The organism is Corallococcus caeni (assembly GCF_036245865.1).
In the GTDB taxonomy this organism is placed as follows: domain Bacteria; phylum Myxococcota; class Myxococcia; order Myxococcales; family Myxococcaceae; genus Corallococcus; species Corallococcus caeni.
The window spans coordinates 34,378-52,505 of record NZ_BTTW01000012.1; the positions used below are offsets into that span (position 1 = coordinate 34,378).

Consider the following 18,128-nt stretch of genomic DNA (forward strand, 5'->3'; position numbering starts at 1 on the left):
AGCGCCCCTCAGCGGAAGACGGTGGTGTGGGAGCCGAGCACGATGCCGCGCTTGCCCGCCAGCGCCTTGCACCGCTCGGGAGTCATCCCCAGTTGCTCCGGCGTGAAGAGCCGGCCGAAGAGCCGGTGGTCGGAAGAGACGAACGGGAGGACCCGGACCGTGATGGACATCCCCGGAAGCGGGGCATGGCCGTTGGACCAATACGAATAGTCGATGGTCGTCTTGTAGTTGGCCGGCACCAGGCAGTCGATCCCCGTGTGCCAGTTGCGGTTGCCAGCCTGGTCCGGGAGCGTGTCGGGCACCGACGTCTTCCCCAGGCTGATGAGCGGCGAAGGCCCCGGAGTGCCCGCCGAGAAGGCGACGCTCGCCCCCGCGGGGACGTTCACGCACTTGATGTCGAAGGTCACCATCGCGGAGGCGGAGCCCTGATCGAAGTTGATGCCCTTGGTGGTGTAGTCCGGCTTGTTGGCATCCACGATGGTGACGTTGCGCCAGCCGAACCCCGGGTTGTCCAGGATGAACTCCGTCAGCTGATCCATGTTGCCCACGGGCGCGTTGGGAACAGGGTTCGGGTGCGCCGTGGTGGAGACCCGGGAGATGAGGCAGTAGTGGTCCGGGGTGGGGGCCCTCCAGACGAACGGGTTGTCCGTCACGGCGACCTTGCCGCTGTCGGCCTTGATGATGTTCTTGTTCCCGTTGTCGACGTTCTTGTCGCTGGTCTGCAACTCATTGTCCGCCCACAGGTAGGGGTACAAGAGCAGACTCGCCGGAACGGCATACAGCGACACGCTCCCGGACCGGCTTTCACCCGCCAGGTTCTTGGCGCGCAGGTAGATGTAGTTGTCGCCGCTCTCGACCAGGTTCTGCCCCACATCCGAGCTGTAGTTCCCGGCGAAGAAGTCCGCCGGATTGAGCGTGGGGGTGAGGCCCTGGGGGATGATGTCCGGCGATTGATAGGCGATGGTGTTCTGCGACTCGTTCCCGAAGTTGCGGTCACCGGTGTCACCGGTGTTCACACGGAAGAACAAGTCATTGTACTGGGTCATGGGGGTCCACCTGGGTTTGGGTGACGTTCCCCGTGAGGCGTGGCTCGCGGGGCTGCGGCCCCGCAGGTGCACCCTCAGTGCCAAGGAGCTTCGAACCCCAACCGGCTGGAACCCTTCGGGCGGCCCGGCGAAGGGGTGGGCCTCCCCAACGCCCCTGACGTGGCAGGCACGGGGGCTGACGTGTCAACCCGCCTGCCGTCAGAGCGTGACGGCCATCTCCACGTCCGCGCGCGAGTAGCCCGTCTCCCGGGCAATCTCCGGGCCCTCGCGCGTCGTGACGAAGCCGTGCTTGCGGTACAGCCCCAGCGCGGGGCCCAGCGCGCTGTTCGTCACCAGGACCATCCGCTTCGCGCCGCGCTCCCGGGCCGTGGCCAGCGCGGCCCGCATCAGCGCGTCGCCCAGGTCGCGGCCCCGCGCCTCCGGGGCCACCGCCATCTTGCACAGCTCGAACGTCTCCGCGTCCTCTCGCCTCAGCGCGCACGTGCCCAGCACCTGCCCGTCCACGAGCGCGAAGAACACCTCGCCCCCTGGCGCCACGAACACGCCGTGGGGGTCCGCGAACGAGGCCGCGTCCGAGCCCTCGATGCGGAAGTCCTTTTCAATCCACTGCCGGTTGAGCCGCTCGAAGTGCGCGCGCAGCTCCGGCCGGTAGGGGACGACCTCGACGGGGGAGGGGGCCATGGCGCTCACGCGGTGGCGGGGGCCGCGGCGGGCTTCTTGCGCAGGAAGAGCGCGAAGATGAGCGCCACGATGGTGATGCCCACCAGGGTGATGAGGCCGTCCGCCGCGATGGTGGCGCGCGTGCCGATGTTCCGGAATTCCGACGCGTGCCCGTCCAGCGCCGTGGTGTAGCTGATGGCGAAGTTGGAGGCCGCGACGAAGAGCGAGTACTTCGTCGTCACCGCCGCGCCGTCGCTCACCATCTCCAGCACCATGCCGGCGAAGGCCGCGAAGCCCGCGCCGTTGGCCAGGCTGTACGCGAGCGAGCCCCAGATGTACGTGCTCGTCGTCATGGGCCCCGCCGCCATGGCGAAGGCGCACAGCGCCGTGGCGCCGCCCATCAGCGCGTACGCGAGCTTGCGGTTCATCCGGTCCGACAGCCAGCCGCCCACCAGCGAGCCCACCGCGCCGGTGATGCCCATGCCCAGGCCGCTCACCAGCTCCACCGTGTGCTCCGGCACCTGGTACGCGCCCGCCATCGCGCTGAAGAGGTTGGTGAGCGCGCCGCAGCTCACCGGCGCCAGGCAGAGGATCAGCATGATGAGCCCGTCGCGGCTGAACGCCGTCTTCGCCAGGTCCACCACGATGCTCTTCACCCGGTCCACCGCCGCCCGCAGCAGCGGCCCCGTGGGCGCGGTCGCCGGGTCGTGCCGCTCGGTGATCCAGAAGATGCCCGCGCCGCTGGCCAGCACCAGCGTGGAGAGCACGATGCCCGCCACCTGCCGGGAGAACCGGCTGGCGAGGAAGATGGCCAGCGCACCCATGAGCGCGGTGGAGCCCACGTTGCCCGCCATCTGCCAGCCGCCCGTGCGCCCCTTGTCGGACGGCTTGGACGTCGTGGCCATCAGCCCGTTGAGCGCCGCGTGCGCCGTCGTCGCCGCCGCCTGCAGCGCGGTGAGCAGCAGCGTGAAGAGGCCCAGGTGCTGCCCGGGCTCCGGGAACACCGCGCACGCGAGGATCAGCACCGCGGTGAGCAGCGTGCTCACGCCGTACCAGACGCGGCGCCACGGCCCCAGGTCGATGAGCGGCACCCACAAGAGCTTCCACGCGTGCGGCGAGAAGGCCGTGCCCGACAGCACGCCAATCTCCGCCAGCGGCATCCCGTCCTTCGCCAGCCAGTACGGCACCGCCGTCTGCAGGTAGCCCACGGCGGCGCCGAACTGCACCTCCAGGAGGCCGAACAGCGGGGGCCAGGACCAACGCGCTTCCTCGGCGGGCGCCGTGGCGGGGAGGGCGGTCTCTTGTTCAATCAAGGGCGACACCTACAGGGGAGGACAGGGGAGGGTGGGATTCTAGACAGCTCCCGCGTCCTGCACAGGGCAACGCACTGCGCCGTCCCCTCGGAAGCACGGGGTGGGAGAGTCCCCTTCAACGGGGAGTCCTGGTTCATGGGGAAAGGCGGGACTAGCTTGCCTGCGCTTCCTCCCCAACCCCGAGGTCCCCCGATGACGTTGAAGACCCGACTGCTGGTCGTCTCCACGGCCGGCCTGTTCGCCGCCGCGCCCGCCGTGGCCAAGCCGCTGGATGGCGCCAGCACCGACGTGATGATCCAGGGCTTCCACTGGAACTCCGCCAGCGCGGGCGGCTGGTGGAACACGGTGAAGAACAACGCGGCCACGCTGAAGGCCGCGGGCTTCACGATGATCTGGCTGCCGCCGCCCTCCGACGCGGCGTCCACGCAGGGCTACCTGCCCCGGCAGCTCAACGTGCTCAACTCCAGCTACGGCACGGAGGCGGAGCTCACCGCCGCGCTGTCCGCGCTCAACGCGCAGGGCGTGAAGCCCATCGCGGACATCGTGGTGAACCACCGCGTGGGCACCACGAACTGGGCGGACTTCACCAACCCCACCTGGAGCGGCTGCAGCGCGGTGGCCAAGGGCGACGAGTGGGCGAGCGCCTGCGGCAACCCCGACAGCGGCGAGGGCTACGCCGCGGCGCGCGACCTGGACCACTCGCAGGCGAACGTGCGCGCGGACCTGAAGACGTGGATGAACACCCGCCTGAAGGGCGTGGGGTTCCAGGGCTGGCGGTTCGACTTCGTGAAGGGCTTCGCGGGCAGCTACGTGAAGGAGTACGTGACGGACACCGCGCCGTGGTTCTGCGTCGGTGAGTTCTGGCCCACCAACTACTTCGACGCGAACAACCCCAACGACTGGAAGCAGCAGATCACCAACTGGGTGGACGCGACCACGGGCAGCTGCGCCGCGTTCGACTTCGCCACCAAGGGCCTGCTTAACGACGTGCTCACCAACAACAACTACGCGCGCCTGAAGGCGGCGGACGGCAAGCCCGCGGGCGGCATCGGCTGGTGGCCCAGCCGCCACGTCACCTTCGTGGACAACCACGACACCGGCCCCAGCGAGACGTGCGGCAACGGGCAGAACCACTGGCCGGTGCCGTGCGCCAAGGTGATGCAGGGCTACGCCTACGTGCTGACCCACCCGGGCATCCCCACCGTCTACTGGGCGCACTACTTCAACTGGGGCCTGGGCAGCTCCATCAAGACGCTGATGGACATCCGCAAGAGCGCGGGCCTCACCTCCGATTCCACCGTCAGCATCCAGCGCGCGGAGAGCGGCCTGTACGCGGCCATCATCGGCGGCAAGGTGGCCATGAAGATTGGCAGCGGCGCCTGGAGCCCCGGCACCGGCTGGACGCAGGCCGCCTCCGGCACCGACTACACCGTGTGGACCTCCAGCGGCACCACGACGCCCACCACCGCCAACGTGGAGTTCGTGTGCAACAACGGCACGACCGTGATGGGCCAGAACGTCTACGTGGCCGGCAGCGTCGCGGCGCTCGACAACTGGAGCCCCACCACCACGAAGATTCTCAGCCCCACCGCGTACCCCACCTGGCGCGGCACCTTCGCGCTGCCCGCGAACACCACCGTGCAGTGGAAGTGCCTCAAGCGCGACGGCAGCGGCAACGTCGTCTGGCAGGGCGGTAGCAACAACACCGTCACCACCCCGGCCGCCGGCGGCAGCATCACCACCACCGCCAGCTTCTAAGACGCCGAGACAGGCGCCCCGGTTGCATGTCTCGCCGGGGGCGCCTGTGTTTCATCTGTTGCTTGAGTTCCCGTCTTCAAGCTGTCACAGGGGCCGCCTCACTCCCCTGGGCGGACGTCCCGCCCTCCCTGGATGAAGGCGGAAGCGATGAAGCGTGGAACGGCAGTGCGAAGCGCGGTGCTGTGGATGTCCGCGGTGGGCCTGTTGGGCGCCTGTGGTGGGCCGCCGGAGCAGGCCCCGGCGGGCGGCGAGACGGTGACGACGGCGACGCAGTCCCTGGTGTCGCCGCCGCCCACGCCGTTTGGCGGCTTCATCAACTCCCTGCGCCCCCTCGCCGTGGGCGGCGCCGTGGCGTCGAACACGGGCACGACGGCGGCCTACGAGGGCTTCACGCTCACCGTCGCGGCGCACACCCAGGTGGCGCTGGAGGTGACGCACCTGGGCACCGGCGTGGGCGTGGACACCGGCCTGTTCGTGTACGGCCCCAAGGACGCGAACGGCAGCTACGGCACGCGCATCCTCTTCCAGGACGACGACTCCGGCTACGGCGAGCTGAGCAAGATTGCCCTCGCGACGTTGGACGACGCGGGCGAGTACCTGGTGGTGGTGGGCTGGAGCAACGGCCTGGGCAAGCAGTACCGCCTCCAGGCCTCCTGCGTGGGCGGCGCGTGCGTGTCCAACCCCGCGTCCGCGCCGGCCAACGCGCCGGTGACGCTGGCGCGGTTCGCCATCGAGCCGGACCTCCAGGCGCTGCTGGACACGGGCAACGCGTACCGCGAGGACATGTTCTCGTTCCTGAGCCGGTATGACTTCGCGTGGTCGTACTCGACGCCCGCGTCGCTGGACGCGGCGGCGGCGGCGGTGCTGGCCCGGAGCGAGTACAGCGGCTACCGCAACGACCCGGCCCCGGGCACGTACACCTACGCGACGTTCCAGTCGCGGATGTACCTGCAATACCAGTCGCTGCACCCGGCCATCCTCGCGGCCTACGGCGACACGGGTGAGAACGTGCAGGTGAAGAGCTACTTCCGCGAGTTCAGCACCGGCCCCAACGGCGACAACTGGCGCACGCTCAACATCATCCTGTTCCCCGTCTCCCGCCACGTCATCGTGTACGAGCAGACCGCCCACGAAATCTGACGCGCACGGCAGGCCCCACGAAACACCACCGCCCTCCTCTTCGCGTACCGGAAGGGGAGGGCGGTCTGTTCTTCAGCGCTGAAGGTCAGCTCACGGCGAGTGGGCCGGAGCGGGCTCGTGCGGCGTGGGCGTCTCCTCCTCACCGCTGGACCGCGTCGCGTTCCCACGCACCTTCTGCATGAGGACGTAGAGGCCCGGGATGAAGATGAGGTTGACGATGGTGGACACCAGCATGCCGCCGAACACCGCGGTGCCCAGCGAGTTGCGCGCCGCCGCGCCCGCGCCGGACGCCGTCATCAGCGGCACGACGCCCAGGAGGAACGCGATGGACGTCATGAGGATGGGGCGCAGACGCACTTCCGCCGCCGTCACCACCGCCTCCAGCGCGCTCTTGCCCTGCTCACGCAGCTGCTCCGCGAACTCCACGATGAGGATGGCGTTCTTGGAGGACAGGCCCACCAGCATCACCAGGCCCACCTGGCAGAACACGTCGTTGGCGAAGCCGCGCGCCACCTGCAACCCCAGGGCGCCCATGATGGCCAGCGGCACGGACAGGATGATGACGAACGGGAGGCTGAAGCTCTCGTACTGCGCCGCCAGCACCAGGAACACGAAGAGGATGCCCAGCGCGAAGATGATCATCGTCTGCCCGCCGGACTCCTTCTGCTCCAGGCTGATGCCCGTCCACTCGGCGGCCATGCCCTGGGGCATCGCCTGGCTGGCCACGGCCTCCATCGCCTCCAGCGCCTGGCCGGACGACACGCCGGGGGCGCCCTGGCCGTTGATCTCCACGGAGCGGAACAGGTTGTAGTGCTTGATGACCTGCGCGGAGACGATGGGCGTCACCTTCACCAGCGACTCCAGCGGGATCATGTCCCCGGCGTCCGTGCGCGCGTAGAAGGAGCCGATGTCCTGGGGGCTGTCGCGGAACTGCTGCTCGGCCTGGACGTACACGCGGTAGGTGCGGCTGGCGTAGTTGAAGTCGTTGACGTACTGGCTGCCCATGTAGAGCTGCATCACGCCGAAGATCTGTTCAATCGGCACGCCCAGCGCCTTGGCCTTCTGGCGGTCCACCTCCACGTCCAGGATGGGCGTGTTGGCGTTGAAGGGGGTGAAGACGCCGCGCAGGCGGCCCTCCTCGTTGCCCTTCTGCACCATCTCCTGCGTCGCGTTGGCCAGGTCCTCCAGCGAGTGGCCGCCGGCGACGTCCTCCACGATGAACTGGAAGCCGCCCACGCTGCCCACGCCGCGGATGGCCGGGGGCTGGAAGGGCAGGACGCGCGCGCTGCCAATCTTGCCCAGCGGCCCGCGCAGCCGCTCCACCAGCGCGGCCACGGACTGGTCCTTGCCCAGGCGCTCTTCCCACGGCTTGAGGGCCGTGAAGACGGTGGCGTAGTTGGACCCGTTGCCGCTGGGGGAGAAGCCGCCGATGGCGAACATCACCGCCACCTCCGGCTGGGCCTTGAGCACCGCCTCCACCTCCTGGAGCACCTTCTCCGTCTGGGTGAGGGACATGCCCTCCGGCCCCTGCACGGAGATGATGACGTAGCCCTGGTCCTCGTCCGGGATGAAGCCCGTGGGCGCGGAGCGGAACAGCATCACCGTGGCGCCGATGCAGGCGAGGAACGCCACCAGCACGATGAAGGGGTGCGCCAGCAGCTTGCGCAGGCCCCTGCCGTACGTGTCGCGCGTCCAGTCCAGCACCTGGTCCACCTTGCGGAAGAACACCCACTTGGGGCCGTGGTGGTGCTTGAGCAGCCGCGCGGACAGGGCGGGCGTGAGCGTCAGCGCGCAGAAGGTGGACAGCGCCACCGACGCGGCGATGGTGAGCGCGAACTGCCGGTAGATGGAGCCCGTGGTGCCCGGGAAGAGGGCCACCGGGATGAACACCGCCACCAGCACCACGGAGATGGCCACCACCGCGCCGGCCACCTCCTTCATGCCTTCACGCGCCGCCTGGAACGGGGTGAGCCCGCGCTCCGCCATCAGGCGCTCGATGTTCTCGATGACCACGATGGCGTCGTCCACGACGAGGCCCGTGGCCAGGGTGAGGCCGAAGAGGGTGAGGGTGTTGATGGAGAAGCCCATCAGGTAGACGAACGCGAACGTGCCGACCAGCGACACCGGCAGGGTGAGCGCGGTGATGAGCACGCTGCGCCACCCGTGCAGGAACAGGAAGATGACCAGGATGACGAGCGCGATGGCTTCAATCAGCGTGTGGACCACCTCGTTGACGGAGGCGCGCACCGCGAGCGTGGTGTCCGTGCCCACGCGGTACTCCAGGCCCGGCGGGAAGGCCTGTGCCAGGCGGTCCAGCTCCTTGACGACGCCGTCGCGCACGTCCAGCGCGTTGGCGGTGGGCAGCTGGAAGATGGCCAGACCCACGCCCGTGCGGCCGTTGAAGCGCAAGAGGGTGCCGTAGTTCTCCGCGCCCAGCTCCACGCGGCCCACGTCCTTCACCGTGACGGCTTTGCCGTCGTTGTTGCGCAGGAGCACGATGTCGCCGAACTCCTCCGGCTCCACCAGGCGGCCCCGGGCGCGCACGGCGATCTGGTACGGCTGCTCGTCGCTGGACGGCGGCTGGCCCACCTGGCCCGCGGCCACCTGGAGGTTCTGCTCCTGGAGGGCGCGCACCACGTCCTGCGGCGTCATGTGGCGCCGGGCCAGCTCCGAGGGGTCCAGCCACAGGCGCATGGAGAACTTGCGCTCACCGAAGATGCGCACCTCGCCCACGCCGCGGACGCGCTTGATGGCGTCCTTGAGGTTCACGTCCGCGTAGTTGGAGAGGAACTTCGCGTCGTAGCGGTTGTCCGGGGAGGACAGGCCCACCGTCAGCAGCATCTGGCTGGAGGCCTTGTTCACCACGATGCCCGTCTGGTTCACCTGCGCGGGCAGGCGGGCCGCGGCGCGGCTCACGCGGTTCTGCACGTCCACCGCCGCCACCTCGATGTTGCGCGTGGGGGCGAAGGTGACGGTGATGGTGCTGGTGCCGTCGTTGCTGCTGGTGGAGGTGATGTAGCGCATGTCCTCCACGCCGTTGAGCTCCTGCTCCAACGGGATGGTGACGGCGGACTCCACCACCTCGGCGCTCGCGCCGACGTAGGTGCTGGTGACGGTGACTTGCGGCGGCGCCAGGTCCGGGTACTGCGCGATGGGCAGCGTCGGGATGGCGATGACGCCCACCAGCGTCAGGATGATGGAGCAGACGATGGCGAAGACAGGCCTGCGGATGAAGAAGTCGACGAACACGGTGTGGCGCCTCTCTTGAATTCGCCTGCTAGCGGCTGCCGCCGGTGGCGCCGCCACCCCCGGATGCCGTGCGGGGGCGCTGGGCGTTCGTGGGGACCTCGTCGGCCCGCACGTTGCCCCGCGGCTGGGGGGATTCGTCGGTGTTCAGGGTGACCTGCTTGGGGATGACGGGCATGCCGTCGCGGAGCATGTGCAGCGACGACACCGCGACGAGGTCGCCCTGCTTCAGGCCACCCTCGACGACGTAGGACATGTCGCCCAGCTGTCCCAGGGCCACCGGGCGGCGCTCCACCAGCGTCTTGCCGTCCTTCTTCTCCACCACCATGGCGAAGGGCTGGCCGCTCTGGCGCACCACCGCGAGCGCCGGAATCTGGAGCGCGTCCCGCGTGGAGTACACCAGCCGCGCCCGCAGAAGCTCACTGGGGCGCAGCCCCACGGTGTTGCGGAAGGCGGCCTTCACCTCCACCAGCTGCGTGCGAGGGTCCGTCTGCGGCGCCACGTAGAAGACGGTGCTGGTGAGGATGACCTTGCCCTGCTGATCCAACAGCTCCAGCTGGGTGTCCGGCTTGAGCGTCCGCGCGCGGAACGACGGCACCGACACGCTGACCTCCAGCGCGTCCGCCTGGGCCACCGTCGTGAGCGTCGTGGTGGCGCTGACGAAGTCACCCACGCGCACCAGCACGTCGCCCATGGTGCCCGCGAACGGCGCGCGCACCACGTGGAACTGCAGCTGCACCTGGCGCTGCGCCACCGTCGCGCCCGCCGCGCGCGACGCGGCCTCCGCCGCCTTCACCGCCGCCTGGGCGCGCTCCAGCTCCTGCACGCTCGCGAGGCCCTCGCGGTTGAGGGACTCGGTGCGCGACAGGGTGCGCCGCGCCAGCTCCAGCTCCACCGTGGAGGAGCTCTGCTGGGCCTGCGCGCTGTCCAGCGCCGCGGTCTCCTCGCGCGCGTCCACTTCAATCAGCGGCGTGCCGGCCTCCACCTTCTGGCCGGGCTTCACCAAAATCTTGCGCACGTAGCCGTTCACCTGCGGCAGCACCGTCACGCTCTGCCGCGACAAGAGCGAGCCCAGGTACTCCCCGGTGTCGCGCACCTCGTGCGGCGCCAGCGCCACCACCTGCACCTCGCGCGGAGGAGGAGGCGCCTTCGCCTCCGGCTTGCCCGAGCACCCGGCCACGCCCGCCACCAGCGCCGCGCCCAACACCGTCTTCGTCAAAAGCGCCTTCAGGGGGCGTACCCTCGTCACCAGTCGCACCGGGCCTCCGTCAGGAACGCGGCCAGGCGGGCCTGGACGAGTTCGAATTCCCTCAAAACCAACGCGAGCTGGGCCTGGCGGAGGGCGGCTCCGCTCTGCACCAGCTCCAAGCTGCTACCTCGTCCCACCTCGAAGGCCCGGCGCGTGAGCCGGTCCGTCCGGTCCGCCAGCTCCAGGGACTCGGACGCGGTCTTCAACAGCGCCTCCGCGACTTCCACTCCACGCCGCGCGCGGGAAACCTCCACGCTCACGTTGCGGCGGGTGGCCTCCAGATTCTGGGCCGCCTGTTGTTCAATGCCCTCGCGCTCGCGCACCAGGCCCCCGCGCTGTCCGCCCTCCCACAGCGGGACGGAGAGCACCGCGGACACGTTCCAGGTGGCGAAGCGGCCAAAGCCGGGGTCGGTGGTGAAGCCCAGGACGGTGCTGCTCAGCCCCAGGGTGGGCAGGTAGCCGGCGGAAGCCTGGCGGCGGCTCTCGCGGGCCGCGTCCACGTTGGCCCGCTGGGCGACCAGGTCCGGCCGCGCGCCCAGGTCCTGCAAGGGGGTGCAGTCCCGGCGCGTCTGGTCCACCAGCCCGCCCAGGTTGAAGGCCGGGTTGACGCCCACGCCGTGGTCCTCGCCCAGGGACAGGCCCAGGGACTCGCGCGTGCGCCGCAGCTGTTCGTCCCCGGCCACCAGCGTCTGCCGGGCCACCGCGACGTCCTGGCTCACCCGCACCACGTCCAGCTGCGTGCCGGCGCCCAGTTCGAAGGAGCGCTGGGTGAGGGCCTGACGCTCCAGCGCCTGACGCAGGCCCACGCGGTTGATCTCCGCGGCGCGCTCGGCGGCCACCGTGGCCACCAGCACCTGCGCCAGCCCCTGGGTGAGGCGGCGCTGCACGTCCTGGAGGTTGGCCACGGACGCGGCCTCCGACGCCTTCGCGGACGACAGGCCCCGCCACGCGCTGACGTCGATGAGGGTCTGGGTGACGGACGCGGACAGCGTGCCCAGGGGCGCGCTGGGGACGCTGACCCCAGGGGCGCTGGTGCCGCCGCCCACCACGCCGCCGCCCGGGGCGGAGGGCACGTCCGGGTGGAGCACGTCCACGCCCGCGCCCGCGGTGGCGCGAGCGTTGGGCAGCAGCAGCCCCAGCGACTGGCGCCACCGGCCCTCCGCCCGCGTCACGCCGGCCTCCGCGCCGCGCAGGTCCGTGGACCGCTGGCGCACCCGGGTGAGGGCCTCGTCCCACGTCGTCACCTGCTCCGGCGCGGGCGGGACGGGCGCGAGCATCGGGTCGTCCACCTTCGGCTGGAAGGGGACGGGGGCCTGGGGGGAGGCGCCGGCCTCCGGGGTGGGGGACTGCTGCTGAGCGGGGGCCGCCGGAGACGCGGACGGTGTGGCCTGCGGCGCTGCGGCGAGGAGGAGGACGAGGAGAGCGCTGGGGGTGGCCATACTCTGGAGCGGCAGGTCTTTCCGGCAGGAGCGGGGGGGCTACCCACCCCGGGATCCCTGCCCGCGGTCAAGATGTAATTGACAACCGTTGTTGAATGCAATCATCTCTTACGCCCATGACCCTCGCCGAGCAAGTGGCATCGACGCGACGCGCAGTGGTCCGGCTGCTCACCCAGAAAGTGGCTGAGCAGACGGATCGGCCGCTGATGCAACTGCTGGTGCTGAAGAACATCGGCATCCACGGCATCCACAGTCAGGCCGTCATCGCGGAGCGGTTGCTCATCGACGCGCCCGCCGTGAGCCGGCTGGTGGACCGCCTGGAAGAGGACGGGCTGGTGGAGCGCCGCGCGGGGGAGAACCGCCGCTGCGTGCGCCTGGAGATCACCGACGCGGGGCGCCAGGAGATCCGGGCGCTGGAGCGCGCCGCGGAGTGGGTGGATGTCCAGGCGCGCGCGTTCCTGTCGCCGCCGGAGGTCGTGGAGCTGTCGCGCCTGCTGGAGAAGCTCCAGACGGGGCTGTGCCAGCTGCTGGGCACCGAAGCCGCCGCGCCGCGCAAGGACGACCCGGCCTTCGCGCCGGCCACCCGCAACGAAGACGGGTGACGACGGGAGGAGGAAGGACGGGTCCCTGACCCACCCTTCCACCGCCCCGCCGCCACCCGTGTGCCACGTCCGGGGGGGATGGAGTGGGGAGCCTGACTACCGGTGACGCGGGATGTTGCGGGCCACGTGCAGGGCCCACGCCTCCGCGGAGTCCAGCTCCGCGCGGGCCTCCGCGTAGCGGTCCTTCGCCTCCTCACTGGCGTCGTTGGCGAAGATGGCGTCGTGCAGTTCCTTCTGCGCCCGGGTCAGCCGCAGGCTGGTCTGCAACCACAGCCGGGCCGCCATGCGCGGCGTGATGACCACCTGGGTGGGATCCCACACCTCCAGGGCGGCGTAGTCAGCGGAAGACAGCTCTTCGTAGTGGGGGGCCTGCTCGGTTCGTGCGTTCATGCCCGGATGTTCGCCACGGATTCCGGGCAGGGCATCCGGGCCGACCGGGCAGGAAGACGGCCACTGGTGAGCAGTCGAGGACAGTTCCTTCATCCCCTGGGGTACTCGCCTTCCTTGATTTGCGGGAAAACTCAATACAGTGAGGTTGGGGAAATGCCTTCCACACTGCAACCATGGAGGGATTGGGTGGCCTTCTTCTAGAATCCTCCGCTCCATGCGTGACGCGAGAGGGATTCCCTGGACCTGAACACCTTGAACAAGCTGCTCACCGTCGGCGTCCAGAACGGGGCTTCGGACATCCACTTCCGCCCTGGCGACCCGCCCATCTACCGGGTGAACGGGGTGCTGCGGCCGCTGAAGATGGAAAAGCTCCAGGCGGATCACACGAAGCAGGTGGCGCTGCACGTGATGAATGATCCGCTGATGAAGGCGCAGGTGGACAGCGTGCAGGAGTGCGACTCGTCCTACAGCCTTCCGGGCGTGGCGCGCTTCCGGGTGAACATCTACCGGCAGCGCGGCTCGCTGGCGTGCATCCTGCGCATCATCCCGGATGAGATTCCCAGCATCGACGGGCTGGGCCTGCCGCAGGTGCTGAAGACGATCGCGGGCAACGAGCGCGGGCTGGTGCTGGTGACGGGGGCGACGGGGTCCGGCAAGAGCTCCACGCTGGCGTCGATGATCAACCACATCAACCACACGGAGAGCCTGCACATCCTCACCATCGAGGACCCCATCGAGTTCATCTACAAGAACGTGAAGTCCTCCATCTCCCAGCGCGAGATTGGCCCGGACACGGCGAACTTCGCCATCGCGCTGAGGGCCGCGCTGCGCCAGGACCCGGACGTCATCCTGGTGGGCGAGATGCGCGACACGGAGACCATCGACATCGCGTTGAAGGCGTCGGAGACGGGCCACCTGGTGCTGTCCACGGTGCACACCACGGACGCGTCGCGCACCATCAACCGCCTGGTGTCGGTGTTCCCGGCGGAGGAGCAGACCATGGTGCGCATGCGCCTGGCGGACTCGCTCAAGGCGACCGTCTCCCAGCGCCTGCTGCCGCGCGCCACCGGCAAGGGCCGCACGGTGGCGCTGGAGATCATGGTGCAGACGAAGACGGTGGAGCAGTACATCCGGGACGACCGCGCCGCGGAGCTGAAGGACGTCATCGAGAAGGGCCGCGACATGTTCGGCATGCAGTCCTTCGATCAGCACCTGACGCAGCTGTACCGCGCCGGGGACATCACGCTGGAGACGGCGCAGAGCGCGGCCTCCAACCCGGCGGACTTCCAGCGCGCGCTCGAGTTCGACTGACGGCAGCGCGCCGGAAGCAGGACTCAAGGCCTACTTCTTCGCGGACGGCTTGTTGATGTTCGCGAAGAAGTCGTTGCCCTTGTCGTCCACGACGATGAAGGCCGGGAAGTCGACTACGTCGATCTTCCACACGGCCTCCATGCCCAGCTCGGCGTACTCCAGCACCTCCACCTTCTTGATGCAGTCCTGCGCCAGGCGCGCCGCGGGGCCGCCGATGGAGCCCAGGTAGAAGCCGCCGTGCTTCTTGCACGCCTCCGTGACGGCGGGGGAGCGGTTGCCCTTGGCCAGCATCACGAAGCTGCCCCCTTGCGCCTGGAACTGATCCACGTACGCGTCCATGCGGCCCGCGGTGGTGGGGCCGAAGGAGCCGGACGCGTAGCCCTCCGGCGTCTTCGCCGGGCCCGCGTAGTAGACCATGTGGTCCTTGAGGTACTGGGGCATGCCCTCGCCCCGGTCCAGGCGCTCCTTGATCTTCGCGTGCGCGATGTCGCGCGCCACCACCAGCGAGCCGGACAGCGACAGGCGCGTCTTGATGGGGTAGCGCGACAGCTCCGCGCGCAGGTCGCTCATGGGGCGGTTCAAGTCCAGCTTCACCACGTCCCCGGACAGGTCCGTCTCCGCCGTCTCCGGCAGGTACTTCGCGGGGTCCGTCTCCAGCGCCTCCAGGAAGACGCCGTCGCGGGTGATCTTGCCCAGCGCCTGCCGGTCCGCGGAGCAGGACACGGCGATGGCCACCGGGCAGGACGCGCCGTGGCGGGGCAGGCGGATGACGCGCACGTCGTGGCAGAAGTACTTGCCGCCGAACTGCGCGCCAATGCCGGTGCGCTGCGTGAGCTTGAGCACCTCCTGCTCCAGCTCCACGTCGCGGAAGCCCCGGCCCAGCGCGTTGCCGCTGGTGGGCAGGGTGTCCAGGTAGCGCGCGGAGGCGTACTTCGCCGTCTTCAGCGCGAACTCCGCGGACGTGCCGCCCACCACGATGGCCAGGTGGTACGGCGGGCACGCGGCGGTGCCCAGCGAGCGGATCTTCTGCTCCAGGAACGCGAGCAGGCTCTGCGGGTTGAGGACGGCCTTCGTCTCCTGGAAGAGGTAGCTCTTGTTCGCGGAGCCGCCGCCCTTGGCCATGAAGAGGAACTTGTAGGCGTCGCCGTCGGTCGCGTAGAGCTCGATCTGCGCGGGCAGGTTGTTGCCCGTGTTGACCTCCTTGTACATGTCCAGGGGCGCCATCTGCGAGTAGCGCAGGTTGGACGTGAGGTACGTGTCGAACACGCCCTTGGAGATGGCCGCCTCGTCGCCGCCTCGGGTGAGGACGTACTGGCCCTTCTTGCCCATCACGATGGCGGTGCCGGTGTCCTGGCAGGAGGGCAGCACGCCGCCCGCGGCGATGTTCGCGTTCTTGAGCAGCTCCACCGCCACGAACTTGTCGTTGGACGACGCCTCCGGGTCCTGGAGGATGTTCGCCAGCTGCTGGAGGTGCCCGGGCCGCAGCAGGTGGGAGATGTCCCGCATGGCCTCGCGGGTGAGCAGCGTGAGCGCCTCCGGCTCCACCTGGAGGAAGCTGCGTCCGCCGGCCTCGAACGTGGAGACGCCCTCCTTCGTGAGCAGGCGGTAGGGCGTCTCGTCCTTGCCAAGCGGCAGCATGTCCTGGAACTGGAAGTCACTCATCGCGGGCGGGTCTCTAAAGAGAAGGGGTGGACGGACGGGGACTCTACTCACCGGGCGGCGCGCGGGGCGGCACTTCGTAGAGGTACACGGGGGTGCGGTACAGGTCCTGGAGCCGCACGAAGCGCACCGGATTCCACCCCCGGAGTCCGAAGGTGTGACTGAGGATGCGTGCGCCTTCGGGGAGCTCGGCGGCGAAGCGGGGCGCCAGGCGCGTCATGATGCCCGGGGACAGGTAGCAGAGGACGCAGGTTGCGTCCTGGAAGGACGCGGCGAAGAAGTCTCCGCGGACCAGCGTGAGGTTCGGGCGCGGGAAGAGGCGCTGGCGCAGGCGGCTGAAGCACCAGGGCAGCCAGGACAGCTCGTACGCGACGATGCGCGCCTGGGGGCAGTGGTCCGCCAGGGCGAAGGCCACGTCCCCCCACCCCGAGCCCAGGTCCAGCACGGTGCCCCGGGTGTCCCCCGGCAACATGGCGAGCAGCGCCCGCCGCACCCGGGGCGAGCTGGGCATGGGCGGCGCGCCCGTGCGCAGGGTGGACACGACGATGGACAGCACCCCCACGAGGAGCACCGCCCAGAGCAGCAGCAGGAGGAGGAAGGAGCCGGTCGCGCCCACGGGAAGGCGCGCATCATCGCGCGGGGGCGCCCTCGCGTGGGGCCCTACTTGCGCGGGTGGCAGGTGTCGGCCCGGACGACGCGGGCCGGGCTGGAGTCCGCCTGGGCGGTGGTGCGGGCCGGAGCGGGCGCCGGCTCAACCTCTTCGAAGAGGGCCCGGCCCAACACGAAGCAGAACGCGGTCCCTACGCAGAGTGCCACCACGTTGAAGTAGTACGCCATGGGACGTACGTCCAAGCACGGACCATACCAGCGGCGGCGCTCCTCGGGAGGCCGCGGGCGGCGGGCCCCGGTTGTGTCCCTTCCGGCTACAAGGCCCGTCCCCGGGTGGCCCCCCAGGCAACAGGCCCCTCACCCGGAGTTCAACCCTTCGGACGCGATGGTTTTCACCCTGCGCCCGTGGGGGCTCAGACGGAGGGCGCGGACTCGGTGGCGTCCTGTTCGGGGAGGGGCGGGCGGTGCTCGGCGGACTCCAGCCGGTCCACGTTGCGCAGCTCCGGGAAGAGCCAGGCCCAGAGGCCCACGACGACCAGCGTGCCCACGGCGCCAATCACCACCGCGTGCACGGCGCCCAGGGCCTCCGCGAGCGAGCCCGCGCGGAACTCGCCCAGCTCGTTGGAGGCGCCGATGCACATCAGGTTCACCGCGCTCACGCGGCCGCGCATGTCGTCCGGCGTGGAGACCAGCTCCAGCGTGTGGCGCACCACCACGCTCACCATGTCCGCCGCCCCGCCAATGGCGAGCGCCGCGAGCGACAGGGGCAGGGACGTGCTCAGGCCGAACACCAGCGTGGCCGCGCCGAACACCGCCACCGCGATGAACATCTTCCACCCGGCGTGGCCGCCCAGCGGACGGAACGCGAGCAGCACCGCCACCAGCGCGGCGCCCGCGGCCGGAGCGCTGCGCAAGAGGCCCAGGCCCCACGGGCCGGTGTGCAGCACGTCGCGCGCGTAGATGGGCAGGAGCGCCACCGCGCCGCCCAGCAGCACCGCGAAGAGGTCCAGGGTGAGGCTGCCCAGCAGCATCCGCTTCTGGCGCACGAAGCGCAGGCCCGCGACGAGCGTCTTCAGGGAGACGGGCTCGCGCGACGCGCTGCCGGTGCGCACCTTGAGCGAGAGGATCCAGATGATGGTGAGCGCGCACAGCGACGCGGACGTGATGTAGACGCCCTTGCCGCCCAGCCAGCCGTAGAGCAGGCCGCCCAGGGCGGGGCCGGTGATGGTGGCCACCTGCCACGTGATGGAGTTCACCGCCACGGCGCGCGTCAGCTCCTCCTTCGGCACCAGGTAGGGCGTGAGCGCGGAGCCCGCGGGCGCGTAGAAGGCCCTCGCGGTGCCGAACAGCACCAGCACGCCGTAGACGAACCGCACGTCCTGGAAGTGGCCCAGGGTGAAGGACAGCAGCAGCAGGCTGCACACCATCATCACGCCCTGGCACAGCGCCAGGATGCGGCGGCGGTCGTAGCGGTCCGCCAGCTGCCCACCCAGCAGGCTGAAGGCGAGGAAGGGGACGAACTGGGCCAGGCCCGTGTAGCCCAGCGCGAGCGCGCTCCCGGTGAGCTCGTACACCTGCCAGCCGATGGCCACCGACTCGATCTGCGCCGCGAGCACCGCGCACAGACGGGCGATTTGATAGAGCCGGAAGTCGCGGTGACGGAAGATGGATGGAGCGGGGGCGGAGGGGCTGTCCATGGAGGTGGC

General features: G+C 69.9%; 15 protein-coding genes. 4 read left to right on the plus strand and 11 right to left on the minus strand.

What is annotated here, in order from left to right:
- Positions 1-8 precede the first annotated feature (8 nt).
- From AABA78_RS35490 to AABA78_RS35500, 3 genes are all read right to left on the minus strand, one after another.
- Positions 9-1,046, minus strand: a complete 1,038-nt coding sequence (locus AABA78_RS35490) for a hypothetical protein (RefSeq protein ID WP_338269900.1) — start codon at positions 1,044-1,046, stop codon at positions 9-11.
- A 198-nt stretch (positions 1,047-1,244) separates the two neighbouring features.
- Complete coding sequence (locus AABA78_RS35495; RefSeq protein ID WP_338269901.1) at positions 1,245-1,727, minus strand: GNAT family N-acetyltransferase; 483 nt, start codon at positions 1,725-1,727, stop codon at positions 1,245-1,247.
- A gap of 5 nt (positions 1,728-1,732) precedes the next feature.
- Complete coding sequence (locus AABA78_RS35500; protein ID WP_338269902.1) at positions 1,733-3,019, minus strand: MFS transporter; 1,287 nt, start codon at positions 3,017-3,019, stop codon at positions 1,733-1,735.
- A gap of 192 nt (positions 3,020-3,211) precedes the next feature.
- Between AABA78_RS35500 and AABA78_RS35505 the strand changes: the two genes are divergently transcribed.
- Together AABA78_RS35505 and AABA78_RS35510 are read left to right on the plus strand one after the other, a co-directional pair.
- Positions 3,212-4,777 (plus strand): glucan 1,4-alpha-maltotetraohydrolase domain-containing protein, encoded by a 1,566-nt coding sequence (locus AABA78_RS35505; RefSeq protein ID WP_338269903.1) that lies wholly within the window; start codon positions 3,212-3,214, stop codon positions 4,775-4,777.
- Between the two features lie 147 nt (positions 4,778-4,924).
- Positions 4,925-5,917 (plus strand): hypothetical protein, encoded by a 993-nt coding sequence (locus AABA78_RS35510; RefSeq protein WP_338269904.1) that lies wholly within the window; start codon positions 4,925-4,927, stop codon positions 5,915-5,917.
- 90 nt (positions 5,918-6,007) lie between these two features.
- Here the strand turns inward: AABA78_RS35510 and AABA78_RS35515 are convergent, their stop codons facing one another.
- From AABA78_RS35515 to AABA78_RS35525, 3 genes are read right to left on the minus strand one after another with little or no spacing between them, the layout of a single operon-like run.
- Positions 6,008-9,166, minus strand: coding sequence for an efflux RND transporter permease subunit (locus AABA78_RS35515; protein WP_338269905.1), 3,159 nt, complete (start codon positions 9,164-9,166; stop codon positions 6,008-6,010).
- Between the two features lie 28 nt (positions 9,167-9,194).
- Positions 9,195-10,412, minus strand: coding sequence for an efflux RND transporter periplasmic adaptor subunit (locus tag AABA78_RS35520; RefSeq protein WP_370469503.1), 1,218 nt, complete (start codon positions 10,410-10,412; stop codon positions 9,195-9,197).
- Entirely contained in the window at positions 10,409-11,851 is a 1,443-nt protein-coding gene (locus tag AABA78_RS35525; protein WP_338269907.1) for a TolC family protein, read from the minus strand. The genes AABA78_RS35520 and AABA78_RS35525 overlap by 4 nt, the downstream gene beginning before the upstream one ends.
- Positions 11,852-12,057: 206 nt before the next feature.
- On the opposite strand from AABA78_RS35525, the gene AABA78_RS35530 reads away from it, so the two are divergent.
- On the plus strand, positions 12,058-12,453 hold the full coding sequence (locus AABA78_RS35530) for a MarR family winged helix-turn-helix transcriptional regulator (RefSeq protein WP_338269908.1): 396 nt from the start codon (positions 12,058-12,060) through the stop codon (positions 12,451-12,453).
- A 96-nt stretch (positions 12,454-12,549) separates the two neighbouring features.
- Here the strand turns inward: AABA78_RS35530 and AABA78_RS35535 are convergent, their stop codons facing one another.
- The gene (locus AABA78_RS35535) at positions 12,550-12,843 is read right to left on the minus strand and encodes a FruA-associating protein, FapA (protein ID WP_338269909.1); all 294 of its coding nucleotides are present in this window, start codon (positions 12,841-12,843) and stop codon (positions 12,550-12,552) included.
- Positions 12,844-13,095: 252 nt separating this feature from the next.
- On the opposite strand from AABA78_RS35535, the gene AABA78_RS35540 reads away from it, so the two are divergent.
- On the plus strand, positions 13,096-14,154 hold the full coding sequence (locus AABA78_RS35540) for a type IV pilus twitching motility protein PilT (RefSeq protein WP_253895908.1): 1,059 nt from the start codon (positions 13,096-13,098) through the stop codon (positions 14,152-14,154).
- A 30-nt stretch (positions 14,155-14,184) separates the two neighbouring features.
- On the opposite strand, the gene AABA78_RS35545 is transcribed toward AABA78_RS35540, so the two are convergent.
- The 4 genes from AABA78_RS35545 to AABA78_RS35560 form a co-directional block, all read right to left on the minus strand.
- Positions 14,185-15,816 (minus strand): fumarate hydratase, encoded by a 1,632-nt coding sequence (locus AABA78_RS35545; protein WP_338269910.1) that lies wholly within the window; start codon positions 15,814-15,816, stop codon positions 14,185-14,187.
- A gap of 43 nt (positions 15,817-15,859) precedes the next feature.
- Positions 15,860-16,429, minus strand: coding sequence for a class I SAM-dependent methyltransferase (locus AABA78_RS35550; RefSeq protein ID WP_338269911.1), 570 nt, complete (start codon positions 16,427-16,429; stop codon positions 15,860-15,862).
- Between the two features lie 44 nt (positions 16,430-16,473).
- Positions 16,474-16,650 carry a hypothetical protein gene (locus AABA78_RS35555; RefSeq protein WP_338269912.1) on the minus strand — a complete coding sequence of 59 codons (177 nt, stop codon included), beginning with the start codon at positions 16,648-16,650 and terminating at the stop codon, positions 16,474-16,476.
- 185 nt (positions 16,651-16,835) lie between these two features.
- Positions 16,836-18,119, minus strand: coding sequence for an MFS transporter (locus tag AABA78_RS35560; protein WP_338269913.1), 1,284 nt, complete (start codon positions 18,117-18,119; stop codon positions 16,836-16,838).
- Positions 18,120-18,128 lie beyond the last annotated feature (9 nt).

Excerpts from the sequence above, each read along its gene's own strand:
- AABA78_RS35525 (WP_338269907.1), bottom strand. The coding sequence starts at position 11,851 with ATGGCCACCCCCAGCGCTCTCCTCGTCCTCCTCCTCGCCGCAGCGCCG.
- AABA78_RS35535 (WP_338269909.1), bottom strand. The coding sequence starts at position 12,843 with ATGAACGCACGAACCGAGCAGGCCCCCCACTACGAAGAGCTGTCTTCC.
- AABA78_RS35505 (WP_338269903.1), top strand. The coding sequence starts at position 3,212 with ATGACGTTGAAGACCCGACTGCTGGTCGTCTCCACGGCCGGCCTGTTC.
- AABA78_RS35490 (WP_338269900.1), bottom strand. The coding sequence starts at position 1,046 with ATGACCCAGTACAATGACTTGTTCTTCCGTGTGAACACCGGTGACACC.
- AABA78_RS35495 (WP_338269901.1), bottom strand. The coding sequence starts at position 1,727 with ATGGCCCCCTCCCCCGTCGAGGTCGTCCCCTACCGGCCGGAGCTGCGC.
- AABA78_RS35555 (WP_338269912.1), bottom strand. The coding sequence starts at position 16,650 with ATGGCGTACTACTTCAACGTGGTGGCACTCTGCGTAGGGACCGCGTTC.
- AABA78_RS35545 (WP_338269910.1), bottom strand. The coding sequence starts at position 15,816 with ATGAGTGACTTCCAGTTCCAGGACATGCTGCCGCTTGGCAAGGACGAG.
- AABA78_RS35560 (WP_338269913.1), bottom strand. The coding sequence starts at position 18,119 with ATGGACAGCCCCTCCGCCCCCGCTCCATCCATCTTCCGTCACCGCGAC.
- AABA78_RS35510 (WP_338269904.1), top strand. The coding sequence starts at position 4,925 with ATGAAGCGTGGAACGGCAGTGCGAAGCGCGGTGCTGTGGATGTCCGCG.
- AABA78_RS35530 (WP_338269908.1), top strand. The coding sequence starts at position 12,058 with ATGCAACTGCTGGTGCTGAAGAACATCGGCATCCACGGCATCCACAGT.